Source organism: Streptomyces sp. NBC_00568, assembly GCF_026341855.1.
In the GTDB taxonomy this organism is placed as follows: Bacteria; Actinomycetota; Actinomycetes; order Streptomycetales; family Streptomycetaceae; genus Streptomyces.
On record NZ_JAPENW010000001.1, the window covers coordinates 3,062,795 to 3,078,021 of the forward strand.

At 68.1% G+C, this 15,227-nt stretch carries 15 protein-coding genes; 9 read left to right on the forward strand and 6 right to left on the reverse strand.

The annotated features are described in order from the left end of the window. Positions 1–3: 3 nt before the first annotated feature. The 5 genes from OOK38_RS13285 to dnaA all read right to left on the reverse strand — a co-directional run bounded on the left by OOK38_RS13285 (position 4) and on the right by dnaA (position 7,255). A complete protein-coding gene (locus tag OOK38_RS13285; RefSeq protein WP_266760623.1) occupies positions 4–579 on the reverse strand; it encodes a DUF721 domain-containing protein in 576 nt (191 codons plus the stop codon). Next, positions 576–1,700, reverse strand: coding sequence for a DNA replication/repair protein RecF (recF, locus tag OOK38_RS13290; RefSeq protein WP_266760621.1), 1,125 nt, complete (start codon positions 1,698–1,700; stop codon positions 576–578). The genes OOK38_RS13285 and recF overlap by 4 nt, the downstream gene beginning before the upstream one ends. 130 nt (positions 1,701–1,830) lie before the next feature. Beyond that, positions 1,831–2,706, reverse strand: coding sequence for a phosphogluconate dehydrogenase (NAD(+)-dependent, decarboxylating) (gene gnd / locus OOK38_RS13295; RefSeq protein ID WP_266760619.1), 876 nt, complete (start codon positions 2,704–2,706; stop codon positions 1,831–1,833). Positions 2,707–2,898: 192 nt separating this feature from the next. Continuing rightward, entirely contained in the window at positions 2,899–4,029 is a 1,131-nt protein-coding gene (dnaN, locus tag OOK38_RS13300) for a DNA polymerase III subunit beta (protein WP_107020400.1), read from the reverse strand. Positions 4,030–5,155: 1,126 nt separating this feature from the next. Continuing rightward, positions 5,156–7,255, reverse strand: coding sequence for a chromosomal replication initiator protein DnaA (gene dnaA / locus OOK38_RS13305; protein WP_266760616.1), 2,100 nt, complete (start codon positions 7,253–7,255; stop codon positions 5,156–5,158). A 399-nt stretch (positions 7,256–7,654) separates the two neighbouring features. Here dnaA and rpmH point away from each other — a divergent pair, with 399 nt between their 5' ends. From rpmH to OOK38_RS13350, 9 genes are all read left to right on the forward strand, one after another. Next, positions 7,655–7,792 (forward strand): 50S ribosomal protein L34, encoded by a 138-nt coding sequence (rpmH, locus tag OOK38_RS13310; RefSeq protein ID WP_006381191.1) that lies wholly within the window; start codon positions 7,655–7,657, stop codon positions 7,790–7,792. A gap of 21 nt (positions 7,793–7,813) precedes the next feature. Continuing rightward, positions 7,814–8,185 carry a ribonuclease P protein component gene (gene rnpA / locus OOK38_RS13315; protein WP_266760614.1) on the forward strand — a complete coding sequence of 124 codons (372 nt, stop codon included), beginning with the start codon at positions 7,814–7,816 and terminating at the stop codon, positions 8,183–8,185. Continuing rightward, positions 8,182–8,535, forward strand: a complete 354-nt coding sequence (gene yidD, locus OOK38_RS13320; RefSeq protein WP_266760612.1) for a membrane protein insertion efficiency factor YidD — start codon at positions 8,182–8,184, stop codon at positions 8,533–8,535. The genes rnpA and yidD overlap by 4 nt, the downstream gene beginning before the upstream one ends. A 3-nt stretch (positions 8,536–8,538) precedes the next feature. Next, entirely contained in the window at positions 8,539–9,840 is a 1,302-nt protein-coding gene (gene yidC / locus OOK38_RS13325; protein ID WP_266760611.1) for a membrane protein insertase YidC, read from the forward strand. 15 nt (positions 9,841–9,855) lie between these two features. After that, positions 9,856–10,365: a R3H domain-containing nucleic acid-binding protein gene (locus OOK38_RS13330; protein ID WP_266760610.1), complete on the forward strand. Its 510-nt coding sequence runs from the start codon at positions 9,856–9,858 to the stop codon at positions 10,363–10,365. Positions 10,366–10,570: 205 nt separating this feature from the next. Next, positions 10,571–11,287 carry a 16S rRNA (guanine(527)-N(7))-methyltransferase RsmG gene (gene rsmG / locus OOK38_RS13335; RefSeq protein ID WP_266760609.1) on the forward strand — a complete coding sequence of 239 codons (717 nt, stop codon included), beginning with the start codon at positions 10,571–10,573 and terminating at the stop codon, positions 11,285–11,287. Positions 11,288–11,648: 361 nt separating this feature from the next. Then, entirely contained in the window at positions 11,649–12,722 is a 1,074-nt protein-coding gene (locus tag OOK38_RS13340) for a ParA family protein (RefSeq protein ID WP_323178843.1), read from the forward strand. Further along, complete coding sequence (locus OOK38_RS13345) at positions 12,719–13,810, forward strand: ParB/RepB/Spo0J family partition protein (RefSeq protein ID WP_266760607.1); 1,092 nt, start codon at positions 12,719–12,721, stop codon at positions 13,808–13,810. The genes OOK38_RS13340 and OOK38_RS13345 overlap by 4 nt, the downstream gene beginning before the upstream one ends. Positions 13,811–14,137: 327 nt before the next feature. Further along, positions 14,138–14,755 carry a GNAT family N-acetyltransferase gene (locus OOK38_RS13350; protein ID WP_266760605.1) on the forward strand — a complete coding sequence of 206 codons (618 nt, stop codon included), beginning with the start codon at positions 14,138–14,140 and terminating at the stop codon, positions 14,753–14,755. Between the two features lie 128 nt (positions 14,756–14,883). Here the strand turns inward: OOK38_RS13350 and trxA are convergent, their stop codons facing one another. Next, entirely contained in the window at positions 14,884–15,216 is a 333-nt protein-coding gene (gene trxA / locus OOK38_RS13355) for a thioredoxin (protein ID WP_266760603.1), read from the reverse strand. Positions 15,217–15,227: the final 11 nt, after the last annotated feature.

Sequence of the window (15,227 nt, forward strand, 5' to 3'; positions counted from 1 at the left end):
CGGTCACCCGTAGGTGTCGCCGGGGCCCGTGCTGCCCGGAGCGCGCAGGGGCCCGAAGCGGCGTGGGGGGCCCGCGGGGCCCTGGACCTTGATCAGGCGCACCGTGCCGTGACCGAGGTCCTGGTTCAGCCGTGCGACCAGCTGAGGTGCCAGCAGGCGCAGCTGGGTCGCCCAGGCGGTCGAGTCGCACTGCACCGTCAGCACCCGCTCGGCCGGGTCGTCGTCGTAGCGCAGCGGAACGCAGTGCTTGGCCAGGTCGTCCCCGACGATCTGCGGCCAGCGGCCCATCACACCGCCCACCGCGGCCGGGGTCTCCCAGCCGCGCTCGGTGAGCAGCCGGTTGATGGCGGCACCGAGCGCCATGGGGTCACGGCGGTCGGCACCCGAACCGGAGCGCAGGCCGCCGCCGCGCCGTGCCTGCTTCTTCTGCTGGGCCGCGTCCCCGCGCGCGCGTGCCTGCTCCTTGGCGGCGCGCAGCGCCACCCGCGCGAGGTCGACGCCGGAGGGCTCGGGGGTCTTCTTCAGGGGTGCGGCGCCGGAGGTGCCCTCCGCACCGGGTCCCGGTGTGTTCTCCGTCATACGCGCTCCACCGTGCCGTCGGACACGGAGTACCGCGCCCCGGTCAGAACATCCGGTACGTCGTCGTCCACGGCGGCCGTCACGAGCACCTGCTCGCCGGGCGCGACGAGCTCCGCGAGGCGCTCCCGCCTGCGGCTGTCGAGTTCCGCGAAGACGTCGTCGAGGACCAGCACCGGCTCGTTGCCCTCGGCCCTGAGCAGGTCGTACGAGGCCAGGCGCAGTGCCAGCGCGTACGACCAGGACTCGCCGTGGGAGGCGTATCCCTTGGCGGGCAGCTGACCGAGCTTGAGGACCAGATCGTCCCGATGGGGTCCTACGAGGGTCACGCCGCGCTCGATCTCGGGCTTGCGGGCCTCTTCCAGGGCGGTCATCAGCTGTGCGTAGAGCTCCTCGCGCGCGTGGCCGGTGATGCCGGGCGAGGACGCCTTGTACTCCAGGGCGATGGGCCCGCCGCCGGGCGCCAGCTGCTCGTAGGCCTTGTCGGCCAGCGGCTGGATCGCGGCGACCAGTTCGAGGCGCTGGGCCAGCAGTTCGGCGCCCACGCGCGCGAGGTGCTGGTCCCACACGTCGAGCGTGGACAGGTCCATGGTGCGGCCGCCGTGCCGGCGCGCCAGGGCGGCCGACTTCAGGAGCGTGTTGCGCTGCTTGAGGACCCGGTCGTAGTCGGAGCGGACGCCCGCCATGCGCGGGGAGCGGGCGGTGATCATCTCGTCCAGGAAGCGGCGCCGCTCTCCGGGGTCGCCCTTGATGAGGGCGAGGTCCTCGGGCGCGAACAGGACGGTTCGTACGATGCCGAGTACGTCACGGGGCCTGACCTGCGACGACCTGTTGATGCGGGCGCGGTTGGCCTTGCCGGGGTTCAGCTCCAGCTCGATGAGCTGCTGGCGCTCGCCCTGGCGGACATTGGCCCGGATGATCGCCCGGTCGGCGCCCATGCGGACGAGCGGCGCGTCGGAGGAGACGCGGTGGCTGCCGAGGGTGGCGAGATAGCCGACGGCCTCGACCAGGTTCGTCTTGCCCTGTCCGTTGGGGCCCACGAACGCGGTGACGCCCGGGTCTAGCGGAACCTCGACCCGGGCGTACGAGCGGTAGTCGGCCAGCGACAGATGCGTGACGTGCATGGTCGTTCGCCGACCTCCCCCAGCGTGGTGTTCCGGTTCTCCCCGGGGTCCGGGTGGGCCCCGGTCCTCAGGTTTTTCCCCGGCTGTGGACAACCGGGTCACCCCGGGTGTGGAGAACCCGGGGCGTCGATCAGGCCTTCTCGACGGCGTGGCCGCCGAACTGGTTGCGCAGCGCCGCGATCATCTTCATCTGCGGCGAGTCGTCCTGCCGCGAGGCGAAGCGGGCGAAGAGCGACGCGGTGATCGCGGGAAGCGGCACCGCGTGGTCGATGGCGGCCTCCACGGTCCACCGGCCCTCGCCGGAGTCCTGTGCGAAGCCCTTGAGCTTCTCCAGGTGCTCGTCCTCGTCCAGCGCGTTGACGGCGAGGTCGAGCAGCCAGGAGCGGATGACCGTGCCTTCCTGCCAGGAACGGAAGACCTCCCGCACATCCGTGACGGAGTCGGCCTTCTCGAGCAGCTCCCAGCCCTCGGCGTAGGCCTGCATCATGGCGTACTCGATGCCGTTGTGGACCATCTTCGCGAAGTGGCCCGCGCCGACCTTGCCGGCGTGCACCGCTCCGAAGTCGCCCTCGGGCTTGAGCGCGTCGAAGATCGGCTGCACCTGGGCAACGTGCTCGGCATGGCCGCCGTACATCAGCGCGTAGCCGTTCTCCAGGCCCCAGACACCGCCGGAGACGCCGCAGTCGACGAATCCGATGCCCTTGATGCCCAGCTCGACGGCGTGCTTCTCGTCGTCCGTCCAGCGCGAGTTGCCGCCGTCCACGACGACGTCGCCCGGCTCCAGCAGGGCGGCCAGCTCGTCGACGGTGGACTGGGTCGCGGCGCCCGCGGGGACCATGACCCACACCACGCGCGGGCCCTTGAGCTTGCCCACAAGTTCTTCGAGGCTGTGGACATCGGCGAGGTCCGGGTTGCGGTCGTATCCGATGACGGTGTGACCTGCGCGGCGGATCCGCTCGCGCATGTTGCCGCCCATCTTGCCGAGGCCGACGAGACCGAGCTCCATCAGTTGTTCCTTAGGGGTTGCGACGTGGCGTGAGGGCACTCTCGTACCTGGGTCCGAGCCTAGACCTGGGGGTACCACCCACGCCTTTCGGGCACCGGGGGAACTCACGCACATCTGTGGGCATAGCCGCTCAGACGTATGCCCGCCCACGGTGCAGCCCGCCGGGCCCTGGGGACCGGCGGGCTCCGGGGGTCAGCCCGACAGGCGCACCGGCATGATCAGGTACTTGTAGGCCTCGTCCGCCTCGGCGTCCAGAGCGGGCCTGCCGCTCAGCAGCGCGGGCTTCGTGGACGTCGTGAAGGAGAGCTGGGCCACCGGCGAGTCGATGGCGCTCAGGCCGTCGAGCAGGAACGTCGGGTTGAAGGCGATCGAGACGTCGTCACCCTCCAGCTGGGCGTCGACCCTTTCCACAGCCTGTGCGTCGTCGCTGGAGCCGGCCTCCAGGATCAGCACGCCCTGCTCGAAGCTCAGGCGCACCGGGGTGTTCCGCTCGGCGACCAGGGCCACACGCTTGACGGCCTCCACGAAGGGGGCGGTCTCGATGACGGCGATGGAGTTGAACTCCGTCGGGAACAGCGAGCGGTACTTCGGGAGGTCGCCTTCGAGCAGACGGGTGGTCGTACGCCGCCCGGCGCCCTCGAAGCCGATCAGGCCCTCGCCCGCACCGGAGCCGGACAGCGCCAGGATCACGCTGTCGCCGCTCGTGAGGGCCTTGGCGGTGTCCAGGAGCGTCTTGGCGGGCACCAGGGCGACCGCGGACGCCTCGGGGTTCTCGGGCTTCCACAGGAACTCGCGGACCGCGAAGCGGTAGCGGTCGGTGGACGCCAGGGTGACCGTGTCGCCCTCGATCTCGATGCGCACACCGGTGAGCACCGGGAGCGTGTCGTCGCGTCCGGCCGCGATGGCCACCTGGGCGGCGGCCGAGGCGAAGACCTCACCGGGGACGGTGCCGGTCGCCGACGGCATCTGCGGCAGGGCCGGGTACTCCTCCACAGGCAGGGTGTGGAGTGTGAACCGCGAGGAGCCGCAGACCACGGTCGCCCGTACACCGTCTGTGGAAATCTCCACCGGCCGGTTGGGAAGTGCGCGGCAGATGTCCGCGAGGAGGCGGCCGGACACGAGGACCGTGCCCTCCTCGTCGATCTCCGCGTCCACGGAGACCCTCGCCGAGACCTCGTAGTCGAAGCTGGAGAGGCTCAGGGCGCCCTCCTCGGCCTTCAGGAGCAAGCCGGCGAGCACAGGCGCCGGCGGACGGGCCGGGAGGCTGCGTGCCGCCCAGGCCACTGCCTCCGCGAGTACGTCGCGTTCCACCCGGATCTTCACCGTTGCCGCCTCCGTCTGTTGCCGGCGCTGTCGCCCTGCTGGCCTTCGTCGTCTGTCTCGGTGTCGCTAGGTCCTGTGAGGGGAAGGACACCGGGGACCAGTCTGACGCACCGCGCTGACAGTCGGTGCCCCTCGGGGTCAAGTCGTGCCGAGCGGCACCTGAGCCTCCGAGAGCGAGTTGTGCACAGCCCCGTCTTCGAAACGTTTCCCAGACTCTCTCTAGTTGGTCTTAGTAGTAGGGCCTGTGGAAACCGTGGATAACCCCGTTTTCGCAGCTCAGAGGCGTTTTTTTGTCCACCGACCCTGTGGGCGGAGACGGTGGACAACCGGGGTTCTCTGTGGACGGCGAAAAGTTCTGCACACTCGATGCACAGGCTGAGGCCACTTCTCCCCAGCGCCGTCCCCAGCTTTACCCCCGTTCCCCACAGCCCAACCTGGCACCTTGGTGTGACGCCTTTCACTCGACGCGGTGAGACGGCGCGTTGGGTTGCCGAACAGTGGACAGAGGTGTGGAGAAGCTCTGGATCACTGGGGACAACCGGCTCCGGCCTGTGGGTCACCGGTGGACAACTTCGTGCACACCCTGTGGATCTTTCCTTCGTCCACAGTCTGTGGAGAATCTTCATCCACGAATCCACAGGCGGTTGACCTGGTCTGATGGTCTTTCAACAGTGCTGCCTGTGGACACGATCTGGACAACTTCCCAGTCCCCAGGATGTGGACGCCAGAAAGTCACCACATCTGTGGAGAGTGGCCGTAACCAAGCCCGGATTCGAACAGCAGGTGTCGGACCGGTAGCGGTGAAAACGGCGCGGGAGCCCTCGGAACGGGTGCCTGACCCCCTCGGGGAGCGCCTCTGAACCCCTCCGAGGGGGTCTTCGAACCTCTCGGAGCGCGCGGCTGAGCCGTTTTGAGCGCAGGCACGGACTTCTCGGAGAGTCCGGGCCTGCCCGCTCCGAATGCCGTCCTGGGCCCCTCTATGCGCGTGCGGGACCCCTCGATGCGCGGGTGCCGGGGCGGGAACGCCGAAGGGCGCCCCGGGACGATGTCCGGGGCGCCCTTCGGCTTGTACAGCCGTTGCATCTCTGACCGAGTTTGCCGTCCGTGCTGCCGGCGCAGGCCTTGGTCAGCCGTTCTTGATGCGGTTCGTGAGCTCGGTGACCTGGTTGTAGATGGAGCGGCGCTCGGCCATCAGCGCGCGGATCTTGCGGTCGGCGTGCATCACGGTCGTATGGTCGCGGCCGCCGAACTGCGCGCCGATCTTCGGGAGTGACAGATCGGTGAGCTCACGGCACAGGTACATGGCGATCTGCCGTGCCGTCACCAGGACGCGGCTGCGCGAGGACCCGCACAGGTCGTCCACCGTGAGCCCGAAGTAGTCGGCGGTGGCCGCCATGATCGCGGTCGCGGTGATCTCGGGTGCCGAGTCCTCGCCGCCGGGGATCAGGTCCTTGAGGACGATCTCCGTCAGACCGAGGTCCACCGGCTGCCGGTTGAGCGACGCGAACGCCGTCACCCGGATCAGCGCGCCCTCCAGCTCGCGGATGTTGCGCGAGATCCGGGACGCGATGAACTCCAGCACCTCCGGCGGGGCGTTGAGCTGCTCCTGCACCGCCTTCTTGCGAAGGATGGCGATACGGGTCTCCAGCTCGGGCGGCTGGACGTCGGTGATCAGCCCCCACTCGAAGCGATTGCGCAGCCGGTCCTCCAGGGTGACCAGCTGCTTGGGCGGCCGGTCGCTGGAAAGCACGATCTGCTTGTTTGCGTTGTGCAGCGTGTTGAAGGTGTGGAAGAACTCCTCCTGCGTCGACTCCTTGTCCGCGAGGAACTGGATGTCGTCGACGAGCAGGATGTCCATCTCCCGGTACCGCTTGCGGAAGCTGTCGCCCTTGCCGTCGCGGATGGAGTTGATGAACTCGTTGGTGAACTCCTCCGAGCTCACGTACCGCACCCGCGTGCCCGGGTAGAGGCTGCGCGCGTAGTGCCCGATCGCGTGCAGCAGGTGCGTCTTGCCGAGTCCCGACTCCCCATAGATGAAGAGGGGGTTGTACGCCTTCGCCGGAGCCTCGGCGACGGCCACGGCGGCGGCGTGCGCGAAGCGGTTCGAGGCACCGATCACGAACGTGTCGAAGAGGTACTTCGGGTTCAGCCGTGCGGTGGGCTCGCCCGGACCCGACGCCGGCGCGGGCTGCGCGGCCTTCGCCCCGGGGGCGCCGCCCGCGGACGGGCCGCCCCGGCGCACCTGACCGCTGCCGGACGGGTCCTGAAGATCGCGGCGGTCGGGACGCTGGTCGTAGTCCCCGCGCGACTGGTCGTAGTCCTGGCGCTGCTGCTCGTAGGGCGAGCGGTCCATCGGCTGCGGCCGGTAGTCCTGCGGAGGCGAGGCGTAGGGGTCCCGCTCCGGGAAGCCGAGCCGCTGCTGCTGCCAGCCGTAGTCGTCCTGGGAGTGGCGCGGCCAGGCCCCGGGCTCCGGGCGCTGGTAGTCCGGGTACGCGGGACGGGCGGTGGGCAGCTGGTCGCCCGGGGCACCGGGAAGGGGTTCGGAGCGGCCGCCGCGGTGGTCGTCGGCGCGGTGGCGGCCGTACCCCTCGTATCCCTCGCGTCGCTGGGGGTCGTAGGGGCTGCGGTCGTCGCGCGCCTGCGGCTCGTACGTGCCCCGGTCGTCGCGTCCCTGCCCGCCTCCGTCGTAGCCGCCGCGGTTGTCACGGCCGTCACGGCCTTGACCGTCGTACGCGTTCCGGTCGTCCCGTCCCTGCCCGTCGTACGCGTTCCGGTCGTCGCGGCTCTGTCCGCCCTCGTACGTGCCGCGGTCGTCGCGTCCCTGTCCACTGCCGTCGTAGGCGTTGCGGTCGTCGGGGCTCTGGTTCTCGTAGGACTCACGGCCCTGGCCGGCTCCGCTGGAGAGCTCGGGCTCCTCGTAGCGGGGCGGCGCGGGGGCGGAGGGCTCGCCGGCGGAGTCGTCGACGGTGATGGCGATACGGATGGGGCGCCCGCACTCGCGGCTCAGCGTCTCGCTGACGATCGGCGCGAGCCTGCCCTCCAGTACGTTCTTCGCGAATTCGTTCGGGACGGCGAGCAGGGCGGTGTCCGCGACCAGCGCCAGGGGCTGGCAGCGTTTGATCCAGTGCTCGTCCTTCGCCTCGACACCCTGCCCGCGGCCCTCGCCGAGAAGTTGTTCCAGTACGCGTGGCCACACTGCGGCAAGATCGGCAGGTACGTCAGCCACAGGGCACGCTCTCTCACGGGTCCCACGAACGTGTGGTTCTGGGAACAGGGTCGGTAAGTCAGTCGGGTGGGGCGGGGGGAACAAAACCGCTGGGGCGGTGGGAAGGGAACGAATCGGGGTCCAGCCACGGTAGTCAGGGCGACGGGTGCGGTTCAAGTTGTTGTCCCCAGCCTGTGGATAGTGTCTCCTGGGAGGGACTGGTTTGACCGGATGGCGTAGCCGCGCGTACCGTAACCAGGTCGAGTTGTCGATGGCTGCTGCCGCCTGCCTCCGATGGGCACAGATCGCGAAGAGTGATCGGGAAGCGGTGCACTCGGGCGTAATGCGAGTTTCCTCGTGGGCGCACGGTGACAGCCAGGACGGCACCCCGCCACCACCGATTCTTTCTGGAGCCCCCTAGTGAGCAAGCGCACCTTCCAGCCGAACAACCGTCGTCGCGCCAAGACCCACGGCTTCCGCCTGCGGATGCGCACCCGTGCCGGCCGCGCGATTCTCGCGAACCGCCGTGGCAAGGGTCGCGCCAGCCTGTCCGCCTGATTACTTACAGGTCATGATCTCGTGCTGCCTACCGAGCATCGGCTGAGGCGGCGCGAAGACTTCGCGACCGCGGTACGCCGAGGACGCCGGGCCGGACGCCCGCTTCTCGTCGTCCATCTACGTAGCGGTGCACCGGACCCGCACGCGCCTGGGGAGAGCGCTCCCTCGACGCGTGCGGGTTTCGTCGTGAGCAAAGCCGTGGGCGGAGCGGTCATTCGCAACAAGGTGAAGCGCAGGCTTCGCCATCTGATGCGGGACCGAGTCACCCTGTTGCCCCCCGGTAGCCTGGTAGTCGTACGAGCGCTGCCCGGTGCGGGCGACGCCGACCATGAACAGCTGGCCCGAGACCTGGATGCCGCCCTGCAGCGGCTGCTGGGAGGGGGCGCGCGATGAAGTACCCACTGCTTGCTCTCATCAAGCTGTACCAGTGGACGATCAGCCCGTTGCTCGGGCCGGTCTGCAAGTACTACCCGTCGTGCTCCCGTTACGGCTACACAGCCATCGACCGGCACGGTGCGATCAAGGGAACGGCACTCACCGCCTGGCGCATCCTCCGGTGCAATCCGTGGTCGCTGGGCGGTGTGGACCATGTTCCGCAACGCAAGCGTCCGCGGTGGCACGAATTGCTGCGTAACGCCTGGCGTGCACGCAAGGGCGGGACCTCCGCCGCCGAACCGGCCACCGGGGAGACCACTGCCCCGGGCCCGGCCGCCGAGACCCCGTCCCATGCTCAAGGAGCCTGATTAGTGGACACGATTGCCGGCCTTTTCAGCTTCATCACGACACCCGTTTCCTGGGTCATCGTCCAGTTCCACGCTGTGTACGGGAAGATCTTCGGTCCCGATACGGGCTGGGCCTGGGGCTTGTCCATCGTGTCCCTGGTGATCCTGATCCGTATCTGCCTGATCCCGCTCTTTGTGAAGCAGATCAAGGCCACTCGGGCCATGCAGACGCTGCAGCCCGAGATGAAGAAGATCCAGGAGCGCTACAAGAACGACAAGCAGCGCCAGTCCGAAGAGATGATGAAGCTGTACAAGGAGACGGGTACCAACCCGCTCTCCTCGTGCCTTCCCATCCTGGCGCAGTCGCCGTTCTTCTTCGCCCTGTACCACGTGCTCAACGCCATCGCGACGGGCAAGACGATCGGCGTCATCAACGACGATCTGCTCGCCAGCGCCCGTGACGCCCACATCTTCGGTGCCCCGCTCGCGGCGAAGTTCACGGACAGCGCCGAGACGGTCACCGCGCTCGGTGCCACGCTGACCGATGTCCGTGTCGTCACCGCGATCATGATCGTGATGATGTCGGCTTCGCAGTTCTACACCCAGCGTCAGCTGATGACGAAGAACGTCGACACCACGGTGAAGACGCCCTTCATGCAGCAGCAGAAGATGCTGATGTACGTCTTCCCGGTCATGTTCGCCGTCTTCGGCATCAACTTCCCGGTCGGTGTCCTCGTCTACTGGCTGACCACCAACGTGTGGACCATGGGTCAGCAGATGTACGTCATCCGCAACAACCCGACCCCGGGCTCGAAGGCTCAGGCCGCTTACCTGGAGCGCCTGCAGAAGCACGTCACGCAGCACGGCAAGACGCGCCGCCGCAGCGAGAAGGCCATCGTCAAGGCCATCGTCGCCAAGGGCCGCGACCGCAACGAGTTCGAGCGCAAGTTCATCAACGGCCTGACTAAGGCGGGCCTCGTGGCCCAGCCGGACGGGCTCGTGGTGAAGGGCGAGAGCACGACGGTCGTCGAGGCCGAGGACGGCACCACGACCACCGCGGCCGCCGCTCACAAGCGTCAGCAGCCGAAGCGGCAGTCGAAGTCGCAGCGCCAGTCGGGCACGACGGCGACCGGCGCGGCCAAGCCGGCGGACGAGTCCGAGCCGAAGACCTCGCTGACCAAGTCCGACGAGCCGCAGGACGCCAAGCCCTCCGCCGCACAGCCGGCCACCGGAAGCGGGAGCAAGCCCGGCGCCGGTACCCGCAGCAAGGCCCAGTCCGGACAGCGCAAGGGTCCACAGCGGCCCAAGTCCCCGTCCAAGAAGTAAGAAGGAGTCCATCCCGTGACGGAAGGCACCACCTCCGCCGCCGCTGAGGGCGACACCCTGACCCGCCTGGAGCAGGAAGGCGAGATCGCGGCGGACTACCTCGAAGGTCTGCTCGACATCGCCGACCTCGACGGCGACATCGACATGGACGTAGAGGCCGACCGCGCCGCTGTCTCGATCATCAGCGACTCTGGCGGCCGCGACCTGCAGAAGCTGGTCGGCCGGGACGGCGAGGTGCTGGAGGCGCTCCAGGAGCTCACGCGCTTGGCCGTGCACCGGGAGACCGGGGACCGCAGCCGGCTGATGCTGGACATCGCGGGCTTCCGCGCCAAGAAGCGCGAGGAGCTCTCCGAGCTGGGTGCCAAGGCCGCCGCCGAGGTCAAGAGCTCCGGTGAGCCCGTGAAGATGGACCCGATGACGCCCTTCGAGCGCAAGGTGGTCCACGACGCGGTCAAGGCCGCGGGCCTGCGCAGTGAGTCCGAGGGCGAGGAGCCGCAGCGCTTCGTCGTCGTGCTCCCCGCCTGATCGGTACGTACGTTCCTTCGGCCCCGTCTGTTGCGCAGGCGGGGCCGAACTTTGTCAGCCTGGTAGTCCCCACAGCTGTGGTCCCCGACCTCGATCACTGGCCGCGGTTCCCGAACCCTCCCTCGGTCCTCGACAGCTGTCGGTCCCTGATAGTCCTGGTGATCAGCGCTCAGTGCGCCTATGCGGTACGGAAGGACGGTCCCCCGTGACGGAGGAAGCGGAGCTTCCCCCCGCGCCCGAGCAGGCGCGCGAGGTATTCGGTGATCGCTTCGCGGACGCGGTCCGGTACGCGGAACTGTTGTCCGAGGCGGGAGTGCAGCGCGGGCTGATCGGTCCCCGTGAAGTGCCCCGGCTGTGGGAGCGGCACCTGCTGAACTGCGCGGTGCTCTCCGAGGTCGTGCCCGAGGGGGTGACCGTGTGCGACGTCGGTTCCGGTGCGGGGCTGCCCGGTATCCCGCTGGCGCTCGTCCGGGAGGACCTCAAGATCACGCTGCTCGAGCCGCTTCTGCGCCGGACCACCTTCCTCACCGAGGTCGTGGAGATGCTCGGCCTCGACCATGTGACCGTCGTCCGCGGCCGCGCCGAGGAGGTCATGGGGAAGCTGCAGCCGGTTCATGTGGTGACGGCCAGAGCGGTTGCCCCGCTGGACCGGCTGGCGGCTTGGGGGATCCCGCTGCTGCGCCCGTACGGCGAGATGCTGGCCCTCAAGGGTGACACCGCCGAGGAGGAGCTGAAGGCCTCTGCCACGGCGCTGAGCAAGCTCGGAGCCGTGGAGACGTCCATCCTGCACGTCGGTGAGGGCGTCGTGGACCCGCTGTCCACCGTGGTGCGGGTGGAGGTGGGCGAGAGCCCCGGCGGGGTGCGCTTCGCGGCGAAGCGGGCCAAGGCCGCCAGGACGGGCCGGACGCGTCGCCGACGCTGAACCTGGGCGATGTGAGCATCGTTACTCCCGGCTCCCGCACGACGGGGCCGGGAGTTTCTCCGTTCGAGGCCAGGAGTTCTTTGTCACTCCGACGAATCGGCCCTGAGGGTGAGCCGTACTCCACATAAGGTGCCAAACCTGTGTATATCGGAGTGTCGCGCCACGGCGACCCGAGTAGCTGGGCATCGTGTTTCACGTGAAACGTCGCTCACTGTTGCACGGCATCATCAGTCGCGGCCGCGCTGCGGCCGAACCTCGCGACCGGAGGCCCCTCGGTTCACTCGGAGGGGGTGCGGAGTTGTCCACAGAGGTGGATTTCTCCACAGAACAACGGGCCTCGCTGGTTCACCACCCCGATGGCATGGGAGGCTCTGTTCATTGCGAGCCTGAAGTCGAGGAGAGTGAATCCTTGCGGTCCGACGCCAACATCGCGGGACCGATGACCGATCCGGTCCCCGGTCCCCGTACCGAGTCGATGGGGGAGGATGTTTCACGTGAAACACCGCCCCCGATGGACGACACTCCCATTGGTCGTGCTGCCCAACTGGCTGTGGAGGCGCTAGGTCGCGCCGGTGAGGGCCTGCCACGGCCCGAGCAGACCCGAGTCATGGTGGTTGCCAACCAGAAGGGTGGTGTGGGTAAGACCACGACCACGGTCAACCTTGCCGCCTCGCTGGCCCTGCACGGCGGCCGGGTCTTGGTGATCGACCTCGACCCTCAGGGCAATGCCTCCACCGCGCTGGGGATCGACCACCACGCCGAGGTTCCCTCGATCTACGACGTGCTGATCGACAGCAAGCCGCTCTCCGAAGTCGTTCAGCCGGTCCCTGATGTCGAGGGCCTCTTCTGCGCCCCCGCCACGATCGATCTCGCCGGTGCGGAGATCGAGCTGGTATCGCTGGTGGCCCGCGAGAGCCGGCTGGAGCGAGCGATCCAGGCGTACGAGCAGCCGCTGGACTACATCCTCATCGACTGCCCTCCGTCGCTCGGCCTGCTGACGGTCAACGCGCTGGTCGCCGGAGCGGAAGTTCTCATCCCCATCCAGTGCGAGTACTACGCACTGGAAGGCCTGGGACAGCTCCTGCGGAACGTCGACCTGGTACGAGGGCACCTCAACCCCAACCTCCACGTCTCGACGATTCTGCTCACCATGTACGACGGCCGGACGCGCCTCGCGTCCCAGGTCGCGGAGGAAGTACGCAGCCACTTCGGCGAAGAGGTGCTGCGGACCAGCATTCCCCGCTCGGTCCGTATCTCGGAGGCTCCGAGCTATGGGCAGACGGTCTTGACCTACGATCCGGGTTCGAGCGGTGCTCTCTCGTATCTTGAGGCCGCGCGCGAAATCGCCCTCCGGGGAGTCGGAATGGCGTACGACGCGCAACATGCCCACGTGGGCGCACAGAACGATCAGAACATGGTGGAGGGGATCCAGTGAGCGAGCGACGACGGGGGCTGGGGCGGGGCCTTGGTGCGCTGATCCCTGCGGCTCCGACAGGTGAGCGTCCGGGTGTTTCGGCGAGTGGGTCCTCCTCGCCGGGTGCTGCACCCGTACTCACAGCGGAGCGCGGGGTGGCGGCGGCCAAGGTGACCACGCTGCCGCCTGTTTCACATGAAACGGAGGAGCCGTCGTCGAGCGGAGCCCTTGAGGTGCCCCCGGCGCCTGTCGGTGCTCACTTCGCCGAACTGCCCCTCGACTTCATCACGCCGAACCCGCGCCAGCCGCGTGAGGTCTTCGACGAGGACGCTCTCGGCGAGCTCGTCACCTCCATCAAGGAGGTCGGACTTCTCCAGCCGGTCGTCGTGCGACAGGTGGGTCCGTCCCGCTACGAGCTCATCATGGGTGAGCGGCGCTTCAGGGCCTGCCGCGAGGCGGGGCTCGAGGCCATTCCTGCGATCGTGCGGGCGACGGAGGACGAGAAGCTTCTCCTGGACGCGCTCCTTGAGAACCTGCACAGGGCGCAGCTGAACCCGCTGGAAGAGGCGGCCGCCTACGACCAGCTGCTCAAGGACTTCAACTGCACGCACGACCAGCTGGCAGACCGGATCGGACGGTCGCGTCCGCAGGTCTCCAACACTCTGCGTCTGCTGAAGCTCTCGCCGTCCGTGCAGCGCCGGGTTGCCGCCGGGGTTCTCTCCGCAGGGCATGCGCGGGCGCTGCTCTCCGTCGACGACTCGGAGGAGCAGGACCGCCTGGCCCACCGCATCGTCGCCGAGGGGCTCTCGGTGCGGGCCGTCGAGGAGATCGTCACCCTCATGGGGTCGCGTCCGCAGACGGCTCAGCGCTCCAAGGGCCCGCGGGCCGGCGGTCGTGTCTCTCCTGCTCTCAGCGATCTGGCCACGCGCCTCTCGGACCGTTTCGAGACGCGGGTGAAGGTCGACCTGGGTCAGAAGAAGGGCAAGATCACTGTCGAGTTCGCTTCGATGGAAGACCTTGAGCGCATTCTCGGCTCGCTCGCCCCGGGCGAGGGACCGGTTCTTCAGAAGAGCCTTCTGGACGACGACTCCGACGACGCGGAAGCATGAGGCGGCTGCTGGTGGACTGATCTCCCGATCCGAACACCAGCAGAGCGGGCCGTGTCCGGTGTGTACCGGAACACGGCCCGCTCTTTGCTTTCTGGCGGTATCGATGGAATCGCATCGTGGATACGATGCGATGGGTATGGCGCATCCACCTGGCAGCACCTTCATCGGGGAGGCGGGGGCCATGCAAACCGTGAGCCGTACCGGACTGGTGACCGCAGGCCTGGGCCTGGGAGCGGTCGGCGGGTTCGTCGGCAGCCTGCTCAGGGAGCGGAGCCATCTGACAGCCGCCCGTGACGCCGCGGGCGAAGGAAGCGAGGAACATCCTTCATGGGGCGTCGGCTCGTACCGCTCACGCTGGACAACCTTCCGGACCTTCCCAAGCGCTGTCGCGCGTGTGTCTTCTGGGAACTGGATCCCGTCAGCAGTGAAGCCGCGGTAAAGGCAGGCACACCCGCGCTGGAGAAGGAAGCCTGGATCTCCTCGGTTCTGCTGGACTGGGGATCCTGCGGCCGGGTCGTCTATGTGGACGACGTACCGGTGGGCTTCGTGCTCTACGCGCCGCCGGCCTATGTCCCCCGCTCCACCGCATTCCCTACAAGCCCGGTGTCGCCGGACGCTGTTCAGTTGATGACCTCGTTCATCATGCCGGGCTATCAGGGTCAGGGGCTCGGACGGGTGATGGTTCAGACGGTTGCAAAGGATCTGCTCCGCCGCGGATTCAAGGCGATCGAGGCTTTCGGCGACGCGCGCTGGAAGGAGCCCGCCTGTGTGCTCCCCGCAGACCATCTACTCGCGGTGGGCTTCAAGACCGTGCGGCCTCACCCCAGATACCCGCGTCTGAGGCTGGAACTGCGGACGACGCTCTCCTGGAAGGAAGACGTGGAGATGGCGCTGGACCGCCTTCTGGGAGCGGTACAGAAGGAGCCGGCGCTTCGTCCTCTGTGACGGTCGCCGATCGCTAGGCCGTGATCTGCGATCGGCGTTTCCTCAGCCAAAAAGAATGGGCCAGCCCGACCGGGCTGGCCCATTCGTGTTTCACGTGAAACACACGCCGCGCGTGCGGCGGACATCGACTACTTGGCGATGAAGTCCTCAAGGTCGCGCACGATCGCGGCCTTCGGCTTCGCACCGACGATGGTCTTCGCGACCTCGCCACCCTGGTAGACGTTCAGGGTCGGGATCGACATGACGCCGTACTTGGCGGCCGTGCCCGGGTTCTCGTCGATGTTGAGCTTGACGATCTCGATCTGGTCGCCGTACTCAGCGGCGATCGCCTCGAGGGACGGAGCGATCTGGCGGCAGGGTCCGCACCAGGCGGCCCAGAAGTCCACCAGGACGGGCTTGTCGCTCTTGAGGACGTCCTGCTCGAAGGAGTCGTCGGTAACGTTCTTCAGGGTGCCGGCCACAGCGGGCTCCT

What these genes read in the sequence shown, in the direction of transcription:
- OOK38_RS13285 (WP_266760623.1), bottom strand. Translation starts at nt 579, where the DNA reads ATGACGGAGAACACACCGGGACCCGGTGCGGAGGGCACCTCCGGCGCC.
- recF (WP_266760621.1), bottom strand. Translation starts at nt 1,700, where the DNA reads ATGCACGTCACGCATCTGTCGCTGGCCGACTACCGCTCGTACGCCCGG.
- gnd (WP_266760619.1), bottom strand. Translation starts at nt 2,706, where the DNA reads ATGGAGCTCGGTCTCGTCGGCCTCGGCAAGATGGGCGGCAACATGCGC.
- yidD (WP_266760612.1), top strand. Translation starts at nt 8,182, where the DNA reads ATGAAGTACCCACTGCTTGCTCTCATCAAGCTGTACCAGTGGACGATC.
- OOK38_RS13340 (WP_323178843.1), top strand. Translation starts at nt 11,649, where the DNA reads ATGGGAGGCTCTGTTCATTGCGAGCCTGAAGTCGAGGAGAGTGAATCC.
- OOK38_RS13350 (WP_266760605.1), top strand. Translation starts at nt 14,138, where the DNA reads ATGGGGCGTCGGCTCGTACCGCTCACGCTGGACAACCTTCCGGACCTT.